The following is a 19,837-nucleotide window of genomic DNA, read 5'->3' on the forward strand; positions in this document are numbered from 1 at the left end:
TTAAAAAAATTAAAACTCTTTTCGCAACCAGGTGTTAAGTCGTTTGACCCACGACCCCACCGAGACGCGTTTTTCCACTTCTGCCTCACCACTCAAATGGGATTCTTTCCCGTAGTGCAGCAGGCCCACGGCCGTTGAATAATACGGCTCCTGAGCGTAATCCGTTAAACCGGTGATATTCAGCGGCGCACCAATACGCACCTGCGTATGGAACACGCGCTGAGCGCAGGCCGCAAGACCTTCAATTTGCGCTGCCCCGCCGGTTAATACAATCCCCGCCGCAAGATGATGCTTAACACCCTGCTGACGAAGCTGTTCCTGTAACTGCAAAATTTCTTCGTTGACCAGGTTGAGCAGCTCGGTATAGCGCGGCTCAATTACCTCTGCCAGCGTCTGGCGCTGCAGGCTGCGCGGTGGACGACCACCTACGCTCGGCACTTCAACGCTCTCATCTTTGCCCACGATAGAACCCAGTGCGCAACCGTGGCGGACTTTAATGGCCTCTGCATCGCTCGGTGGCGTACCAAAGGCGTAGGCAATATCGCTGGTCACAACGTTCCCTGCGTAAGGGATCACTTTGGTGTGGCGCAACGCGCCGCCGGTATAGACAGCCATGTCCATTGTACCACCACCAATATCGACCACACAGACGCCCAGTTCACGTTCATCTTCGGTCAGCACGGAATAACTCGCGGCCAGACCGGCGAAAATAAGTTGGTCAACTTTCAGTCCACAACGTTCAACGGCTTTAACGATGTTCTTCGCCATATCGTTGTGACATGTGATCAGGTGCACTTTTGCCTGCATACGCACGCCGGAAAGACCCACCGGGTTCTTAATCCCTTCCTGGTAGTCGATCGCATATTCCTGCGGGATCACGTGCAGTACGCGATGCTCATCGCGCACGCGCACGGACTTCGCCGTATGCACAACATTCTCTACATCTTCCTGCGTCACTTCTTCTTCTGAAATCGGCACCATACCGATTTCGTTCTGGCAGCTGATGTGCTTGCCAGAAAGGGCCAGATAGACAGAAGAAATCTGGCAATCTGCCATTAATTCAGCCTGATCGATGGCGCGCTGAACGCATTTCACCACCGACTCAAGGTCGTTTACCCCACCTTTATCCATACCACGGGATGGGCAACTCCCCACGCCAATGATATTGACCATACCGTCGGGCAGAACTTCCCCTACTAAAGCGGCAACCTTCGCGGTGCCAATCTCCAGTCCAACTACCAGTTTTCTGTCCGTCGCCTTGATCATTGTTGTTCTGCCTGTACCTGTGCCTGATTCTGTTGCTGATTAGGTTCCTCGACCGGAGCCGGCTCCCAACCGACTGCTGCGCCTGAGTCATAGCGCAAATCAACGTAGCTTATCCGTTTGCCGTCCGTCTGCGCCTGCTGCTGTAAAACCGGGTAAAGTTCTACAAATCGCGCCAGACGTTTCATTGTGTCGCCGCGGCCAAGGTTGAGCTTGATCCCGTTCGTTAACGTCAATTGCCAGGAGCGGCGCGCCGTCATTGCGGCATCTTTTAACGTAAAGCGATCCTTAGCCAGCATCTGGCCCATCTCGCGGAAACCTTGTAACACTTCGTTTTCGCTGCCTTCAGGGCCATACAACATCGGTAAATTTTGCTTGTTGACACGATCGCTTGGGACGCTGAAGGAATTTCCGTCTACGTCTACCATGTGCTGATCATTCCAACGCGCAATGGGCACATATTCAACCAGATGAATCTTCAATTCATCAGGCCATTGCTTTCTTACACTCGCCTGTTTTATCCACGGCAGACGTTCAATCTGGCTCTGGATAATATTGACGTCCTGGGTCATAAAGGTGCCAGGTGAGCCCAGGGCCAGAATAGACTGGCGAATATCATCGTTACGCGTGTAGTGACGCTCGCCGGTCACCACCAGCTTAGAGAGCGGTAAACGCTGCGCATCTTCCATCCAGCCCAGCACCATCCAGCCGCTGATAAACACGGTGCACAGCACCCCGAGCAGGAAGATAATTCCTGCAAGACGCGTTCCATTACTCCGGCGTGAAGACGTATATTCTTCCTCTTCATCGCGGTTGCGCGTGTTCAATGCAGCCTGAGACATATCAGCCCGCCTGGTCCAGAATACGTACGACTAACTGTGAGAAGCTCATCCCCGCCTGACGCGCTGCCATCGGTACAAGGCTATGGCTCGTCATACCTGGAGAGGTGTTGGCTTCCAGCAGGTAAAATTGCCCGTCACCGTCGAGCATGATATCAATGCGTCCCCAGCCGCGGCAGCCTAAAACATTCCAGGCTTTGAGCACCAGAGACTGTAAATCGGCTTCACGTTCTGCTTCAAGACCACTTGGACAGAAATATTGCGTCTCATCAGAGAGATACTTCGCCTCATAATCATAGAAGACTCCGGCGGGTTGGATGCGAATTGACGGTAAAATTTCTTCGCCAAGCATCGCAACAGTAAATTCCGGCCCGCTGAGCCATTTTTCAATCAGAACTTCTTCATCATGTTGAAATGCCAATGTTAAAGCGGCAGATAAATCCTCAGCTTTATCCACTTTAGACATCCCGACGCTCGACCCTTCACGGCTCGGCTTAACAATAACCGGTAAGCCCAGCGCGGCAATGCGTGTATTAACGCTGTCCGAGAGGCCCAATTCAAATTCAGTACGCGTCAGAGCAACCCATGGCGCAACGGGGAGACCCGCGCCCTGCCACAGCAGTTTGCTGCGCAGTTTATCCATGGAAATGGCGGACGCCATCACGCCGCTGCCGGTGTACGGCAGGCCGATTAACTCCAGCAGACCTTGCAATGTACCGTCTTCACCGCCACGACCGTGCAGCGCAATGAAAACTTTATCGAAGCCCATCGCTTTCAGCTGGGTCACATCAATCTCTTTCGGATCGACCGGATGCGCATCGACGCCACCTTCACGCAGGCCCGCCAGAACGGCAGCGCCTGAATTCAGGGACACTTCGCGCTCGGCGGAGGTGCCGCCAAACAGGACAGCAATCTTATCAGCCATGATGCTCGTCCTCCGGAGTTTGCGGCTTCAGTTTGATTTCGGCTAAGGTACGGGCGATTTTGCCGATATTTCCCGCACCCTGAATCAGAATTAAATCGTTACCCGTCAGCACCGGCGCGAGAATTTCTGCTGCCTGAGCCGGGTCCGAAACCAGAATAGGGTCCACTTTACCGCGTGCGCGAATGGTACGACACAAAGAACGGCTGTCTGCCCCCGGAATCGGAGTTTCGCCCGCTGAATAAACATCCAGCATCAGCAGCGTATCGACCTGCGACAGCACGTTGGCGAAATCGTCATACAGATCGCGGGTACGGGTATAGCGGTGCGGCTGGAAGATCATCACCAGATTTTTGTCCGGCCATCCCGCACGAGCCGCTTTGATCGTGGCGTCCACTTCCGTTGGGTGGTGACCGTAATCGTCTACCAGCATCGCGGTACCCGATTTACCGTTCACTGCGTCCAGCGGGAATTCACCCAGGAAGTCGAAGCGACGGCCTGTACCCTGGAAGCTTTCCAGCGCACGCAGGATCGCATCATCATCAATGCCTTCCTCCGTCGCTACCGCAACTGCCGCCGCCGCATTCAGGGCGTTGTGGCGACCTGGCGCATTCAACGTCACGTGCAGCAGTTCTTTGTCCTGACGCGCCAGGGTGAAATGCCCCTGCGCACCAATCTGTTTGTACTCTTCCACACGAACATCAGCATCTTCGCTGAAGCCATAAGTGGTGATCTGACGCCCGACGCGCGGCAGCAGCTCGCGGATCACCGGATCGTCAACGCACATTACCGCACGGCCATAGAACGGCAGGTTGTGCAGGAAGTTAATAAACGTCTGCTTTAAGTTTTCGAAGTCGCCCTGGTAAGTATCCATATGGTCAGCTTCGATATTGGTGACAATCGCCACCATCGGCTGCAGGTGCAGGAACGACGCATCGCTCTCATCCGCTTCCGCAATCAGGTAACGGCTGTGGCCCAGACGCGCATGGACGCCTGCCGCTTTCACCAGGCCACCGTTAACGAACGTCGGGTCCAGACCCGCTTCCGCATAAATGCTGGATACCATCGCCGTGGTTGTGGTTTTACCGTGCGTGCCCGCAACGGCGATACCGTGACGAAAACGCATCAGTTCCGCCAGCATCTCAGCGCGGCGGATCACCGGAATACGCGCTTCATGTGCGGCAACGATTTCCGGGTTGTCAGAGGAGATGGCGCTCGACACCACCACCACGCTCGCATCGCGCACGTTTTCCGGGCGATGGTTGAAATAGATAGTCGCCCCAAGCGACGCCAGCTGCTGCGTGACAGGGTTTGGCGCCAGGTCAGACCCGCTGATCTGATAACCTTCGTTAGCTAACACTTCGGCAATACCGCCCATGCCAGCACCACCGATGCCAACAAAGTGAATGTGCCGGACGCGACGCATCTCGGGCACGATAGAACGCAGTTTTGCCAGTTGTTGTGTATTCATTCTCTAAACGCCATCGACTACTTAAAAATTCGTGCCGCGCTTCACGCGCTGCGAGGGTTAAGCCTGGGCTGCCAGGCTCACTTCTTTTGCCACTCGTTCCGTTGCATCCGGGATAGCCGCCGCGCGCGCGCGCTGTGCCATTTCCAGCAATGCGTCTCTGTTCCAGCCCGCCAGAGTGGTGGCGACCGCATCGGCGGTAAATTGTGGCTGCTCAAAAATCTTCGCGGCACCGGCTTTCTCTAGCGGCAGCGCATTCCAGTACTGCTGTCGGTCTTTGTGCTGGAACGGCACAAACAGCGCTGGCAGACCCGCGGCAGCGATTTCGCTCACCGTTAATGCGCCAGAACGACAGACCACGACATCGGCCCAGGCATAGGCTGCGGCCATATCGTCAATAAATTCCGTTACGTTGTGCTGCGGTTGCCCCGCTTCGGCGTAAGCCTGCTCAACGGTCTGCTGAGCACCTTTACCGCTCTGATGCCAGATGGTCACGGCATCGCCCAGCTTTGCGGCCACCTGCGGCATCGTCTGGTTCAGGATGCGTGCCCCCTGAGAACCACCGACGACCAGCACGCGTACCGGACCTTCACGACCATTCAGGCGAGCGTCAGGCAGCGGCAGCGCCAGCACATCGACGCGCACCGGGTTTCCGACGACGTCTGCTTTCGGGAACGCGCCGGGGAAGGCCTGCATCACTTTGGTGGCAATTTTCGCCAGCCACTTGTTGGTCAGACCGGCGATACCGTTCTGCTCATGCAGCACAACAGGGATGCCCAGGGACCACGCCGCCAGCCCACCAGGACCAGACACGTACCCGCCCATACCCAGCACCACATCAGGCTTAAACTGCTTCATGATGGTGCGGGCCTGACGCCAGGCGTTAAAAATACGCACCGGTGCCAGCAGCATTGCCTTGAGGCCTTTGCCTCGCAGGCCAGAAATACGAATAAAGTCGATCTCAATACCGTGCTTCGGTACCAGATCGGCCTCCATGCGGTCTGCGGTTCCCAGCCAGCGTACCTGCCAGCCCTGATCCATTAAATGGTGCGCAACCGCCAGCCCCGGGAACACATGTCCGCCGGTACCGCCTGCCATCACCATTAACCGCTTCGGTTGATTCATCGTGAACCTCGTGTAAACGCCTGGGCTTTCTCCAGACGCGTCTCATAATCTATGCGCAACAAAAACATGATGGCCGTCGACATGATCAACAGACTCGAACCACCATAACTGATCAGCGGCAACGTCAGGCCCTTGGTCGGCAGCATACCCGCTGCGGCCCCGACGTTAACCAATGCCTGGAAGCTAAACCAGATACCAATTGAACAGGCTAAGAAACCTGAGAAGCGGTGATCGATCTCCAGCGCTTTTCGGCCAATCGACATGGCGCGGAAAGCGACGAAGAATACCATTAATAGCGCTAATACCACACCGATATAACCCAGTTCTTCCCCAATAATGGAGAAGATGAAGTCGGTGTGTGCCTCAGGCAAATACTCCAGTTTTTGCACCGAGTTGCCCAGGCCTTGCCCCCAGACTTCACCGCGGCCAAACGCCATCAGCGACTGCGTCAGCTGATAACCGCTGCCGAACGGGTCTTCCCACGGGTTCCAGAACGAGGTCACGCGGCGGATACGGTAAGGCTCGGCGAGGATCAGCAGCACAACCGCCGAAATCCCCATTCCGATGATGGCGATGAACTGCCACAGCTTTGCACCCGCCAGGAACAGCATCGCCAGCGTGGTGACAAACAGTACCACCACAGTACCAAGGTCAGGCTGCGCCAGCAGCAGGATCGCTAGCACCAGAATCACGCCCATCGGCTTTAAGAAGCCGCGAAGGTTATTACGAACTTCATCAACCTTACGCACCAGGTAGTTCGCCAGGTAGCAGAACAGGGACAGCTTGGTAAATTCCGCAGGCTGAATACGCAGTGGACCAAAGGCGATCCAGCGCGATGCCCCGTTAACGGAGCTCCCGACAACCAGTACGATCAGCAGCATGATAATGGACGCAATCAGCATGGCTGTACTGTGCCGCTGCCAGAACGTCATCGGCAGACGTAAGGTCACCAGCGCCAGGCAGAACGCCAGAATGATGTACAGCCCGTCACGCTTGGCAAACAGGAAGGGATCGTTAGCCAGACGCTGCCCGACCGGCATGGAGGCCGAGGTCACCATGATAAAGCCGATCGCCGCCAGCCCCAGCGTAAGCCAGAAGAGCATGCGGTCATACATGATCAGGCTATCGGAATCCTTATCCCGGGAAGCCATCACCCAACCCTTCAGTGCCGCAAACAGCCACACCAGAATTCCAAATCCTGGCAGGCGCGGCATTTTCAGGCGAGGGAGAGATAAACGCATCAGCCTAACTCCTTCGCCAGGCGGGTAAAGACATCACCACGCTGTTCGAAATTCTTGAATTGATCGAGGCTGGCGCAAGCCGGAGAGAGCAGCACCATGTCGCCTGGCTTCACGCGCGGCGCGATCAGGCGCAGCGCCTGTTCCATGGTCTCAGTTTGCTCGGCGATCTCCGGGCGCAGTTCAGCCAACTCGCTACCGTCACGACCAAAGCAGTACAGGCGGATGTTATCTCCGGAGAGATACTGTTTCAGCGAGGAGAAATCTGCAGATTTTCCATCACCACCCAGCAGCAAATGCAGCGTACCCTCAACGTGAAGACCGTTCAGCGCGGCCTCCGTGCTTCCCACGTTGGTGGCTTTGGAGTCGTTAATCCAGCGCACGCCGTTATGTTCCAGCGCTAACTGGAAGCGGTGCGCCAGGCCGGTAAATGTGGTCAGCGCTTTCAGGCTGGAAGAGCGAGGCAGGCCAACGGCATCCGCCAGCGCCAGTGCTGCCAGCGCGTTGGTGTAGTTATGCTGACCGCAAAGCGTCATCTCTTTCACGTTCAGCACTTTTTCACCCTTCACGCGCAGCCAGGTTTCACCCTGCTGACGGTTCAGGTGGTAATCACCCATGGTGATCCCAAAGCTGATGCAGCGGTCATCTGCACCGCGCACCGGCATGGTCAGCGCGTCGTCGGCATTAACCACGCAGACTTTCGCATTTTCATAAACGCGCAGCTTAGCCGCGCGGTACTGCTGCAGACCAAAGGGATACCGGTCCATATGATCTTCAGTCACGTTGAGGATCGTCGCGGCAGCCGCGTGCAGGCTGGAGGTGGTTTCAAGCTGGAAGCTGGAAAGTTCCAGTACGTACAGCTCACAGCCTTTATCCAGCAGCATCAGGGCTGGCAGGCCAATATTGCCGCCAACACCAACGTTCTTACCCGCCGCTTTTGCCATCTCGCCGACAAGCGTAGTGACCGTGCTTTTACCATTTGAGCCGGTAATGGCGATAATCGGAGCCTGCGCTTCGCGGCAGAACAGTTCGATGTCCCCGACAATCTCTACGCCCGCATCGGATGCGGCGCTGAGTGATGGGTGCGCCAGCGCCATACCCGGGCTGGCAACAATCAGGTCGGCGGCCAGCAGCCAATCATCATTCAGACCACCAAGGTGGCGTTCAACCTGTTCCGGCAGTTTGTCCAGACCCGGCGGAGAGACACGCGTATCCATCACGCGTGGCGTGACGCCGCGCGCAAGGAAAAAGTCCACGCAGGAAAGGCCCGTGAGGCCCAACCCGATGATAACGACTTTTTTACCCTGGTAATCTGCCATGATTAACGTACCTTCAGCGTTGCCAGGCCAATCAGCACCAGCATCAGCGAAATAATCCAGAAGCGCACAATCACGCGCGGTTCCGGCCAGCCTTTCAGTTCATAGTGGTGGTGAATCGGCGCCATACGGAAGATGCGCTGGCCGCGGAGCTTGAAGGACCCGACCTGCAAAATCACCGACAGAGTTTCAACCACAAACACACCGCCCATGATCACCAGCAGGAACTCCTGGCGCAGCAGCACGGCAATAATGCCCAGCGCGCCACCCAGCGCCAGTGAACCGACGTCACCCATGAAGACCTGCGCCGGATAGGTGTTAAACCACAGGAAGCCCAGCCCCGCGCCGACAATCGCCGTACAGACGATCACCAGCTCACCCGCGTGGCGCAGGTAAGGGATATGCAGATAGTTGGCAAAGTTCATGTTACCGGTCGCCCAGGCCACCAGCGCAAAACCGCCCGCGACGAAGACGGTCGGCATAATCGCCAGGCCATCCAGACCATCAGTCAGGTTCACCGCGTTACCGGTGCCGACAATCACAAAGTACGCAAGCAGGATATAGAACAGCCCCAACTGCGGCATCACGTCTTTAAAGAACGGCACGACCAGCTCGGTAGCTGGCGTGTCTTTGCCTGCCAGATACAGCGCAAAGGCCACGCCCAGCGCGATGACCGACATCCAGAAATACTTCCAGCGGGCGATCAGTCCCTTGGTGTCTTTGCGTACCACTTTGCGATAGTCATCGACGAAGCCAATGATCCCGTAACCCACCAGAACCGTCAGTACACACCAGACGTACGGGTTGGAGGGATACGCCCACAGCAGCACGGAAACAACGATGGCGGTCAGGATCATGATCCCGCCCATGGTCGGCGTGCCGCGTTTGCTGAAGTGCGATTCCGGACCGTCGTTACGCACAACCTGGCCGAAAGAGAGCTTTTGCAGACGGGCAATCATGCGCGGGCCCATCCACAGCGAGATGAACAGCGCAGTCAGCAGGCTGACAATGGCGCGAAACGTCAGATAAGAAAAGACGTTAAAGCCTGAGTAATATTTGACCAAATGTTCGGCCAGCCAAACTAACATGTCCCGTTCTCCTGTAATGCGTGCACAACCTCTTCCATGGCGGCACTACGTGAACCTTTCACTAACACTGTCACAATTTGTTTTTCTGTAATTAATGCTTTAAGGCGCTCAATCAACGCCGCTTTTTCGGCAAAGTGTTCACCGACACCGCTGGCATGGCTAATTGCCTGGCTCAGTTTTCCTGCGCTCAGCACGCAATCAATGCCCGCCGCTTTCGCCGCGTCACCGACCTGGGTATGACAGGCTTCGCTTTCATCACCCAGCTCGGCCATATCGCCAACCACCATCACGCGGTAGCCCGGCATTTCTGACAACACCTGCACCGCCGCCGTCATCGAGCCAACGTTCGCGTTGTAGGAGTCATCCAGCAACAGTTTGTTTTCCGAAAGCTGAATCGGGAACAGACGCCCCGGCACGGCTTTCAGATTCGCCAGCCCAGCTTTGATCGCATCATGCGACGCGCCAACCGCCATGGACAACGCCGCCGCCGCAAGCGCATTGGCGATGTTATGACGACCCGGCAGAGGCAGCAGCACATCCACGCCACCCGTTGGGGTGTTGAGGGTGAACTCCGTGCCATGGGACGTTACATGGATATTGGTCGCCGTAAAGTCACTGTTAGCGGCATTCGGTGAGAAGCGCCAGGTCTTACGGGAACCAATAATGCTTTGCCAGTTCAGCCAGTCATTGTTGTCGGCATTCATAATGGCAATACCGTCAACCGGCAGGCCGGTGTAGATCTCGCCTTTGGCTTTCGCCACGCCTTCCAGCGACCCGAAACCTTCCAGATGCGCGGCGGCCAGGTTATTCACCAGCGCCGCCTCCGGACGAGTCAGGCTCACAGTCCAGGCGATTTCGCCCTGGTGGTTTGCCCCTAACTCGATCACCGCAAATTCATGTTCTTTGGTCAGGCGGAGTAATGTCATCGGCACGCCGATGTCATTATTTAGGTTGCCCGCAGTATAAAGTGTGTTTCCGCACTGGCCGAGAATCGCCGCCGTCATCTCTTTTACGGACGTTTTTCCGGACGACCCCGTCAGCGCGACAACGCGAGCCGGAACCTGCTGACGGACCCATGCCGCCAGTTCACCGAATGCCAGACGGGTATCGTTCACCACTAGCTGCGGCAAATCGATATCCAGCCTGCGGCTGACCAGCAGCGCACCTGCGCCGTGCTCTTTGGCCTGCTGTGCAAAATCATGCGCATCAAAACGCTCGCCTTTCAGCGCCACAAACAGACAACCCGCGGTCACTTTGCGGGTATCCGTGGTCACGGCGTCAATGGTCAGATCCTGACCCAGCAATTCGCCGTGCAGTACCGCAGCGGCCTGGCTTAGCGTGAGGCTAATCATGCCACGACTCCCAGCAGACGAGCTGCCGTTACACGGTCCGAGTAATCCAGACGACGATTGCCGACAATCTGATAATCTTCATGGCCTTTCCCGGCCAGCAGAACCACGTCGTTTTCCTTAGCCTGCATGATGGCGTTGGTCACCGCTTCCGCACGGCCTTCCACCACGCGAGCACGACCCGCATCCAGCATGCCCGCCAGAATGTCGTTAATGATGGCGCGCGGCTCTTCGGTACGCGGGTTGTCATCGGTCACTACCGGAATATCCGCAAACTGCTCGGCAATAGCGCCCATCAGCGGGCGTTTGCCCTTGTCGCGATCGCCACCGCAGCCAAACACGCACCAGAGCTTACCGGCACAGTGCAGGCGAGCCGCTTCCAGCGCTTTTTCCAGCGCATCCGGCGTGTGGGCGTAGTCGACCACAACCGTCGGTTTACCCGGCGCGCTGAACACTTCCATACGGCCGCAAACAGGCTGCAGCCGCTCAGCGGTTTTCAGCAGGTCAGCCATTGGATAGCCGAGCGCCAGCAGTGTGGCTAGCGCCAGCAGCAGGTTGCTGACGTTAAACGCGCCCATCAGGCGGCTTTCAATTTCGCCTTCCCCCCAGGAAGAGGCAAAGCGGATTGTCGCCCCGCTGTCGTGGTAATTCACCTCAACGGCCTTCAGCCAGCGGCAGTGGCAGTTCGGATTGATATGGTCTTCCATCGACACCGCAACCGCATCCGGCAGCTTCGCCAGCCAGCGGCGACCGACTTCATCGTCGGCATTGATGATGGCCTGACCGTGATGGTGGGTGGAATAGAGCAGCCATTTCGCGGCTTCGTAGTGCTCCATATCACCGTGGTAATCAAGATGATCGCGGCTCAGGTTGGTAAACACCGAAGCCGCAAATTTCAGCGCGGCCACGCGGTGCTGTACCAGACCGTGTGAAGAGACTTCCATCGCAGCAAAGGTTGCACCCTGCTCTGCCAGCCCGGCAAGCACATGCTGTACGTCAACTGCCGAACCAGTGGTATTTTCCGTCGGGCTCACTTTACCCAGCAGGCCATTACCCACGGTCCCCATGACGGCACCGGTTTCACCCAGCAGTTGCGCCCATTGCGCCATCAGCTGCGTGGTGGTGGTTTTACCGTTGGTGCCCGTCACGCCAACCAGACGTAACTGGTCGGAAGGTTCGTGATAGAAACGTCCTGCCAGCGCAGAGAGACGCTCATTTAACTGGCTGAGATAGATAACCGGCACACCGTGCATTTCACGGATTTCACCGTCGGTTGCCTCATCTTTGGCCTCAGCAATAATGGCAGCAACACCTTGCGCAATCGCCTGCGGGATATAACGACGCCCGTCCGCCTGATGACCGACCACCGCCACAAAAAGATCGCCGGAAGCAGCCACACGGCTGTCCAGTACCATCTCTCGCAGTGCTCGCTCCGGTGCATTTGGCACCCACGGAGCGAGAAGGTCGCGCAAATTACGATCTGCCACCTGTACCCTCGCCTTGATTAATTACAAATTCACTTTTGTCGCCCGTCGCCAGCGCATCCGGTTCAATGTTCATGGTGCGCAATACGCCGCCCATGATGGCCCCGAACACAGGCGCGGAGACGGCGCCGCCGTAGTATTTACCCGCCTGTGGATCGTTAATGACGACCACCAGCGCAAAACGCGGATTGCTTGCAGGCGCTACGCCTGCGGTATAGGCAATGTATTTGTTGATATAGCGGCCGTCCGGCCCCACTTTTTTCGCTGTACCGGTTTTAATGGCGATGCGATAGCCTTTAATCGCCGCCTTCACACCACCGCCGCCGGGCAGCGCCACGCTTTCCATCATATGAACAACAGTACGGACGGTCGATTCCGGGAAAATACGCTCACCGGGAACCGGTGGATCAACTTTGGTAATCGACAGCGGGCGATAAACACCATAGCTGCCGATCGTTGCGTAGACTCGCGCTAACTGTAACGGTGTCACCATTAGCCCGTAGCCGAAAGAGAAGGTGGCCCTCTCTATGTCAGACCACCGTTGTTTTTGAGGATATAAGCCACTGCGTTCTCCGACCAACCCCAAATTGGTCGCCTTTCCAAGCCCAAAACGTGAGTAAGTCTCTACTAACGCTGAGGACGGCATCGCTAACGCCAGCTTTGAAACACCGACGTTACTCGACTTCTGTAACACCCCGGTCAGGGTCAATTCGCTGTAGCGCGCCACGTCTTTGATTTCGTGACCGTTAATGCGGTAAGGAATGGTATTCAGTACGGTGTTTTCATTGACGATACCGCGCTGAAGTGCCGTCATGACCACCATCGGCTTAACGGTCGAACCCGGTTCGAACACGTCGGTGATGGTACGGTTACGCATAACATCCTTCTGCGTACCGGTAAGATTGTTAGGGTTGTAGGACGGGCTATTGGCCATCGCCAATACTTCACCCGTGCTGACATCAACTAACACGGCACTGCCCGATTCCGCTTTGTTAAAGGCCACGGCATTGTTCAGCTCGCGGTAAACCAGCGCCTGTAGCCGCTCATCGATACTCAGTGCAAGGTTGTGTGCGGCCTGGCTGTCGGTTGAAGAAATATCCTCGATCACGCGACCATAGCGGTCTTTGCGCACAATGCGCTCGCCGGGCTGACCGGTGAGCCATTTATCAAAGCTTTTTTCAACGCCTTCAATCCCCTGGCTATCAACGTTAGTGAAGCCAATGAGGTGAGCAGTCACTTCGCCGGATGGATAGTACCGGCGGGATTCTTCACGCAGATGGATCCCCGGCAGCTTCAATTTTTTGATGTAATCCGCCATGTCAGGGTTCACCTGACGCGCCAGATAGATAAAGCGCCCTCTCGGGTTTGTATTCACACGTGAAGCTAACTGGTCCAGCGGCATCTTCAGCGCGTCCGCAAGGGCCTTCCAGCGGTTATCAAGCGTGATCCCACCAGCATCATGCAGCTCTTTCGGATCGGCCCAGATTGCCTTCACCGGGACGCTCACCGCCAGAGGGCGGCCAGAACGGTCGGTGATCATCCCGCGAGACGTCGACACTTCCTGCACGCGAAGAGAGCGCATATCACCCTGACGCACCAGCATGTCAGGGGCGATGATTTGCAACCACGCCACGCGTCCCAGCAGGAAACCCAGCGCCAGTAAAATGCAGCCGCAAAGCAACGCAAAACGCCAACTGACAAAGTTGGCCTGTTCTTCCTGACGTTTTGGTTTTAGCGTTTTTGCCGCTGCTTTCATGCGTCGCGTTTTCCCTTATTTTTGTACTACGATATTTTCCTGCGATGGATCAACATGCTGCAGCTGCAGCTTTTCCGTTGCGATCCGTTCAACCCGGCTGTGATCGCCGAGCGCGTTTTCTTCAAGGATCAGATTTCGCCATTCAATATCCAGCGCATCGCGTTCCAGCACCAGCTGCTCGCGTTGCGCAGTCAATAAACGTGTATGGTGGGCTGTTGTCACCACCGTTACGGCCGTCACAATGATGCAAATGAACAAGCAGAGTGGCAGCTTCCCAAACCGCAAAAGATCGTCGCCGATCACGCCAGGCAAGGCATGGCGCTCGTTGCTTCCTAACGATCCCTTAACTTTGCTTAGGGTCTCTGTCACTCTGCCGATCATGCGTTCGTCCTCTCTGCAACTCGCAGCACTGAACTACGGGCACGTGGATTCTCTGCCACCTCTTCTTCGCCCGGCATCAACTTGCCTAATGCTCGCAACTGACGGCCACCCAGCTTCCTGAGTTGTTCTTCCGTCATCGGCAGCCCCGCTGGCACCTGAGGACCGCGGCTCTGCTCACGCATAAAGCGCTTCACAATGCGGTCTTCCAGCGAATGGAAGCTGATGATGGATAACCGCCCACCCGGGGCCAGCACGTCGAGCGAGCTTTTTAGCGCCAGCTCTATTTCCTCCAGTTCACTGTTTACCCAGATACGAACCGCCTGGAAGGTACGGGTCGCGGGATGTTTGTGCTTATCCTTCACCGGTGTTGCAGCTGCAATCACCTCGGCCAACTCTTTGGTACGCGTCATCGGCTCAATGCGGTTTCGTTCAACGATGGCGCGCGCGATACGTTTACCAAAACGCTCTTCGCCGAAGGTTTTGATGACCCAGGCGATATCCGCTTCGTCAGCAGTTTGTAACCACTCTGCGGCAGACTGGCCACGCGTCGGATCCATGCGCATGTCCAGTGGACCGTCGCGCATGAAGGAGAATCCGCGCTCTGCATCATCAAGCTGAGGTGAAGAGACGCCAAGATCGAGAAGGATTCCGTCGATCTTACCCGTCAGGCCGCGCTCAGCTACGTAATCCGCCAGCGCAGAAAAAGGTCCATGCACGATGGAAAAGCGTGGGTCATCGATGGTTTGCGCAACGGCAATCGCCTGCGGATCGCGATCGATTGCCAGCAGACGTCCTTCCGCTCCTAGCTGGGAGAGGATCAGACGCGAGTGGCCACCGCGACCAAAAGTGCCATCAATGTAGATGCCGTCTGGACGAATATTCAGACCGTTAACGGCCTCATCCAGCAACACCGTTGTATGTTTATAATTTTCCATCATATTTATAGAGACAAGTCCTGCAGCCGTTCCGACAATGTTGCGGAATCGGACTGCTCAGCGTCGATATCTTCCTTGACCTGTTGATACCAGGTCGTTTCGTCCCACAGTTCAAACTTATTGAACTGCCCGACCAGCATCACTTCTTTTGTCAGACCCGCATGTTGCCGCAATACAGGCGCAATCAGTAGTCGTCCTGCGTTGTCCATCTGACACTCACTGGCATGTCCCAATAACAACCGCTGTACGCGGCGCTCTTGCGGATTCATGCTCGACAGTCGCGACAGCTTTTGCTCAATAATTTCCCATTCGGGCAAAGGGTAAAGCAGCAGGCAGGGGGAGTTGATGTCAATGGTGCAAACCATTTGACCTGAAGCGTTCTCAATCAGCTGGTCGCGGTATCGGGTTGGTACCGATAAGCGCCCTTTGCTGTCGAGATTGACTAACGTAGCTCCACGGAACATGCCAGCCTCACCCCTCCTCACCACTTTAACCCACAAATTCCCACCTAAAGGAGTTTACGGAGCGATGGAAAAGCTTGTCAAGCCAGGACTCTCTCTATACGGACCCGAAAGCCCTCTATTTACAGAGATAAACAGACCTGGTTAATAACTGCACAACTGGCGAGGCAAAATTAACGTTATGAATATTTGTAAGAAAAAAACCGAATATGCACACTAGCGTTAAAGCTCACTCAATATCATCGCAAGGAAATATAAAGTGTCAGTTTGCGACGCGGGCAGCATTTTAAGACATATTGCCAGGGGATAACAGCGCCAGATTCATCGCGGCAACGTGAGCGTTCAACGGCGGGCAGGCTAGCCAGAAGGGAGAGAGAAAAAACGTTTGAATATTCATCACCCGAAGCAGGTTTGTAACAAAACAATACAAAATTAGCCTTTTAAAAACGTATCAGTATTCTTTTAAAGGCAATTTAAACGTGCAAACGAATTAAGAAAAATAGCAGGCTATGATTCCTAAGGAATTATCCTAATTTTAATGCGGGAATTAAGGTAACCATTAATTCTGTAAAAGGGGGGCTGTTTTCACGCCCCCAGGAAATGATTAATGACGGCTTAAAATGCCACGACGATAAAGATTACGTTTGATGCGGGTAAGGCCAGGCTTCGGTTTGCGGGGCTCATCCAGGCTCGCCAGCACAATCTCCAGCACGCGTTCAGCCACGTCGCGGTGGCGCTGAGCCACGGCCAGTACCGGGCACTGCAGGAAATCGAGCAGTTCGTTATCACCAAACGTTGCAATGGCCAGATCCGAGGGCAACTTCCCGTCACGACGCAGCGTCACATCCATCACCCCCTGCAGCAGCGCAAATGAGGTCGTGAACAACGCCTGAGGCATCGGATGCGTTTCGAGCCATTTTTCGAACAATTGTGCGGCGGCTTCGCGTTCATAGCTGTTGGCATAGAGATAGTGAACCTCGCGCGGATCCTCTTTCCAGGCGGTCCTGAAACCTTGCTCACGCAGGAAGCTCACAGAAAGCTCTGGCAGCGCGCCAAGATACAGCACGGTTTCGGCCGGGAAGGTTCTTAGCTCGGCCGCCAGCATTTCAGCATCATCCTGATCGGCGCCGACGACGCTGGTGAAATGCTCCCGGTCAAGGGCACGGTCAAGTGCGACAATCGGGAACGGATCGTTTGCCCAGCGCTGGTAAAAAGGATGCTCTGGCGGTAATGAGGTTGAAACGATGATGGCATCCACCTGGCGCTGGAGCAGATGCTCAATACAGCGCATCTCGTTGTCGGGCTGGTCTTCAGAACAGGCAATCAGTAATTGATAGCCACGCTGGCGTGCCTGACGTTCGAGATAGTTGGCGATACGGGTGTAGCTGGTATTTTCCAGGTCTGGGATAACCAGACCAATCGAGCGGGTGCGTCCAGCGCGGAGACCGGCTGCGACAGCATTCGGATGGTAGTTATGCTCACGAACCACCGCCATGACTTTTTCAACGGTCTTATCGCTGACACGATACTGCTTTGCCTTACCGTTAATCACATAGCTGGCCGTAGTTCGTGACACGCCGGCTAACCGGGCGATTTCATCCAGTTTCACAATTGCCCCTTAAAAAAAGAAAAGAGTCCATGGCCCTGTCAAGGTTATGGTTAAATCTTTTAACATCTAAACGCAGAAAAGCCTTCGCGGCAACCGCTTTTATCTGCGTTGTCGGCTGATTACACAAAAAAAAGCCCGGCTTTGGTGACCGGGCAGAAAGAGGCGAACCTTTTTGACAGCTAACGCATGATTTTATCGCCGCGCGAAAGGCCAACCACGCCAGAGCGCGCAACTTCTACAATTTTTGCCACATCCCGCACGGAGGCCAGGAAAGCATCCAGCTTATCACTCGTCCCCGCCAGCTGAACCGTATAAATAGAAGGCGTGACGTCAATAATCTGCCCACGGAAAATATCCGTATTGCGTTTGACCTCTTCACGTCCGTAGCCGCTGGCCTGAATTTTTACCAGCATCACCTCACGCTCAACATAAGCGCCCTGCCCCAGCTCGCTCACGCGCAGCACATCAACCAGCTTATGCAGCTGTTTCTCAATCTGCTCAAGCACCTTGGCGTCGCCGACGGTCTGGATCGTCATGCGCGACAGCGTGGGATCGTCCGTCGGCGCAACGGTCAAACTTTCGATGTTGTAACCGCGCTGAGCGAATAGCCCGATGACGCGTGACAGTGCGCCAGACTCGTTTTCCAGTAATACAGATAATATCCGGCGCATATCAGGTTCTCTCCGTTTTACTTAACCACATTTCGTCCATACCACCACCGCGAATATGCATCGGGTAAACGTGTTCGGTGCCATCCACAATGACATCCATGAACACGAGGCGGTTGTTTTTCACGTGCTCAAGCGCTTCACCGAGTTTCGTTTCCAGCTCTGCCGGATCGGTCACTCGCATGCCAATATGCCCATAGGCTTCCGCCAGACGGACGAAGTCCGGAAGCGATTTCATATAGGATTGAGAGTGGCGGCCGGAATAGATCATATCCTGCCACTGCTTCACCATCCCGAGATAGCCGTTGTTCAGGTTCAGCACCAGAACCGGCAACTCATATTGCAGCGCAGTCGACAGCTCCTGAATATTCATCTGAATACTGCCATCACCGGTCACACAGACCACGGTTTCATCTGGCAGCGCCAGCTTCACTCCCAGCGCGGCTGGCAAACCGAAGCCCATCGTGCCTAAGCCCCCGGAGTTGATCCAGTGGCGCGGCTTATCAAACGGATAATAGAGTGCAGCAAACATCTGATGCTGGCCGACGTCAGACGTCACATACGCCTCACCTTTGGTCAGACGCCAGATCGTTTCGATCACCGCCTGCGGCTTAATATGCTCACTTTGCGTGTCGTACTTCAGGCACTGACGCCCGCGCCATTGTTCTATCTGCTGCCACCAGTCGCGGATCTCATCCAACGGCTGAGAGACCGTTTCCTGCGCCAGCAGATCCAGCATTTGCTCAAGGACCTGACGCGCATCCCCGACGATCGGCACATCTGCCGGGACCGTTTTCGAAATAGAGGTGGGATCGATATCAATGTGCAACACGGTCGCATTCGGACAGTATTTCGCGAGGTTATTGGTGGTGCGATCGTCAAACCGAACGCCAACAGCAAAGATCACATCCGAGTTATGCATCGTCATGTTGGCTTCATAGGTGCCGTGCATACCCAGCATCCCCAGCGCCTGACGGTGCGTTGCCGGGAATGCCCCCAGCCCCATCAGCGACGATGCGACAGGAAGATTCAGCTTTTCAATCAGCTCACGCAGCTGCGTTTCACAAGCGGAGTTAACGGCCCCCCCACCCACATAGACCACCGGTTTTTTCGCTGCCACAAGCGTCTGCAGCGCGCGCTTAATTTGGCCTTTGTGCCCTTGCGTCGTTGGGTTGTAGGAGCGCATGCTCACCGATTCCGGCCAGACATAAGGCAGCTTATTCGCCGGGTTCAGAATATCTTTTGGCAGATCGACCACTACCGGGCCTGGACGCCCGCTTGCTGCCAGCCAGAAGGCTTTTTTCAGCACGCCGGGAATGTCTTCGGTTTGCTTCACCAGGAAGCTGTGCTTCACCACGGGGCGTGAAATCCCCACCATGTCGCATTCCTGAAAAGCATCGTAGCCAATCAAGGAGGTCGCAACCTGACCGGAAAGAATGACCAGCGGAATGGAGTCCATATACGCTGTCGCGATACCGGTAATGGCGTTGGTCGCACCAGGCCCAGACGTGACTAATACCACACCCACTTCACCCGTCGCACGGGCCAGCCCGTCAGCCATATGTACTGCCGCCTGCTCGTGACGAACCAGAACATGGTCAATGCCGCCTACCGTATGAAGCGCATCATAAATATCGAGGACTGCGCCTCCCGGGTAGCCAAACACTTGCTTCACGCCCTGATCGATCAGCGATCGAACGACCATTTCCGCGCCAGACAACATCTCCATGCTTTGCCTCCAGGCTTTTTGTTATAGACAGAAAGCAGAATTCATTTCCGCCCCGTCTTACGATAGGGATTAACCTATCTTATATAATGCAGAGTGATCGTTACCTTAACCGCTCGTTATAAGGCAGGCAATTGGCAAACAAGGCGGGGGAAAGGCCTTCCGGAGCAGAAAAGAGAGCCCGTCAGGAAGGTTATGGTGAATTCATC

17 protein-coding genes are annotated in these 19,837 nt (G+C 55.6%); all 17 read right to left on the reverse strand.

The annotated features are described in order from the left end of the window. Window positions 1–9 precede the first annotated feature (9 nt). On the reverse strand, window positions 10–1,266 hold the full coding sequence (ftsA, locus tag HV355_RS18110; protein ID WP_010426970.1) for a cell division protein FtsA: 1,257 nt from the start codon (window positions 1,264–1,266) through the stop codon (window positions 10–12). Continuing rightward, on the reverse strand, window positions 1,263–2,105 hold the full coding sequence (gene ftsQ, locus HV355_RS18115; protein ID WP_182402903.1) for a cell division protein FtsQ: 843 nt from the start codon (window positions 2,103–2,105) through the stop codon (window positions 1,263–1,265). Before ftsQ ends, ftsA begins: the two co-directional genes overlap by 4 nt. Before the next feature lies 1 nt (window position 2,106). Continuing rightward, a complete protein-coding gene (locus tag HV355_RS18120; protein ID WP_182402905.1) occupies window positions 2,107–3,027 on the reverse strand; it encodes a D-alanine--D-alanine ligase in 921 nt (306 codons plus the stop codon). Continuing rightward, window positions 3,020–4,495, reverse strand: a complete 1,476-nt coding sequence (gene murC / locus HV355_RS18125; protein ID WP_108417092.1) for a UDP-N-acetylmuramate--L-alanine ligase — start codon at window positions 4,493–4,495, stop codon at window positions 3,020–3,022. Before murC ends, HV355_RS18120 begins: the two co-directional genes overlap by 8 nt. A 57-nt stretch (window positions 4,496–4,552) precedes the next feature. Further along, window positions 4,553–5,617, reverse strand: coding sequence for an undecaprenyldiphospho-muramoylpentapeptide beta-N-acetylglucosaminyltransferase (murG, locus tag HV355_RS18130; RefSeq protein WP_108417093.1), 1,065 nt, complete (start codon window positions 5,615–5,617; stop codon window positions 4,553–4,555). Next, entirely contained in the window at window positions 5,614–6,858 is a 1,245-nt protein-coding gene (gene ftsW, locus HV355_RS18135; protein WP_126815983.1) for a cell division protein FtsW, read from the reverse strand. The genes murG and ftsW overlap by 4 nt, the downstream gene beginning before the upstream one ends. Next, window positions 6,858–8,174, reverse strand: a complete 1,317-nt coding sequence (murD, locus tag HV355_RS18140) for a UDP-N-acetylmuramoyl-L-alanine--D-glutamate ligase (RefSeq protein WP_042718665.1) — start codon at window positions 8,172–8,174, stop codon at window positions 6,858–6,860. The genes ftsW and murD overlap by 1 nt, the downstream gene beginning before the upstream one ends. A gap of 2 nt (window positions 8,175–8,176) precedes the next feature. Then, a complete protein-coding gene (gene mraY, locus HV355_RS18145; protein ID WP_003856353.1) occupies window positions 8,177–9,259 on the reverse strand; it encodes a phospho-N-acetylmuramoyl-pentapeptide-transferase in 1,083 nt (360 codons plus the stop codon). Next, window positions 9,253–10,611 carry a UDP-N-acetylmuramoyl-tripeptide--D-alanyl-D-alanine ligase gene (murF, locus tag HV355_RS18150; RefSeq protein WP_089599186.1) on the reverse strand — a complete coding sequence of 453 codons (1,359 nt, stop codon included), beginning with the start codon at window positions 10,609–10,611 and terminating at the stop codon, window positions 9,253–9,255. The genes mraY and murF overlap by 7 nt, the downstream gene beginning before the upstream one ends. Next, window positions 10,608–12,095 (reverse strand): UDP-N-acetylmuramoyl-L-alanyl-D-glutamate--2,6-diaminopimelate ligase, encoded by a 1,488-nt coding sequence (murE, locus tag HV355_RS18155; protein WP_182402907.1) that lies wholly within the window; start codon window positions 12,093–12,095, stop codon window positions 10,608–10,610. The genes murF and murE overlap by 4 nt, the downstream gene beginning before the upstream one ends. Beyond that, a complete protein-coding gene (locus HV355_RS18160; protein WP_010426990.1) occupies window positions 12,082–13,848 on the reverse strand; it encodes a peptidoglycan glycosyltransferase FtsI in 1,767 nt (588 codons plus the stop codon). The genes murE and HV355_RS18160 overlap by 14 nt, the downstream gene beginning before the upstream one ends. 15 nt (window positions 13,849–13,863) lie before the next feature. Next, complete coding sequence (ftsL, locus tag HV355_RS18165; protein ID WP_006173860.1) at window positions 13,864–14,229, reverse strand: cell division protein FtsL; 366 nt, start codon at window positions 14,227–14,229, stop codon at window positions 13,864–13,866. Beyond that, window positions 14,226–15,167 (reverse strand): 16S rRNA (cytosine(1402)-N(4))-methyltransferase RsmH, encoded by a 942-nt coding sequence (rsmH, locus tag HV355_RS18170; protein ID WP_014068893.1) that lies wholly within the window; start codon window positions 15,165–15,167, stop codon window positions 14,226–14,228. Before rsmH ends, ftsL begins: the two co-directional genes overlap by 4 nt. A gap of 2 nt (window positions 15,168–15,169) precedes the next feature. After that, complete coding sequence (gene mraZ, locus HV355_RS18175) at window positions 15,170–15,628, reverse strand: division/cell wall cluster transcriptional repressor MraZ (RefSeq protein ID WP_010426995.1); 459 nt, start codon at window positions 15,626–15,628, stop codon at window positions 15,170–15,172. A 601-nt stretch (window positions 15,629–16,229) separates the two neighbouring features. Further along, window positions 16,230–17,234, reverse strand: a complete 1,005-nt coding sequence (gene cra, locus HV355_RS18180; protein ID WP_010426996.1) for a catabolite repressor/activator — start codon at window positions 17,232–17,234, stop codon at window positions 16,230–16,232. Between the two features lie 179 nt (window positions 17,235–17,413). Then, a complete protein-coding gene (gene ilvN / locus HV355_RS18185; protein WP_003856371.1) occupies window positions 17,414–17,905 on the reverse strand; it encodes an acetolactate synthase small subunit in 492 nt (163 codons plus the stop codon). Between the two features lies 1 nt (window position 17,906). Beyond that, window positions 17,907–19,631 (reverse strand): acetolactate synthase 3 large subunit, encoded by a 1,725-nt coding sequence (gene ilvI / locus HV355_RS18190; RefSeq protein WP_148401122.1) that lies wholly within the window; start codon window positions 19,629–19,631, stop codon window positions 17,907–17,909. Window positions 19,632–19,837 lie beyond the last annotated feature (206 nt).

The sequence above is a fragment of the Enterobacter sp. RHBSTW-01064 genome (assembly GCF_014103035.1).
Taxonomy (GTDB): domain Bacteria; phylum Pseudomonadota; class Gammaproteobacteria; order Enterobacterales; family Enterobacteriaceae; genus Enterobacter; species Enterobacter mori.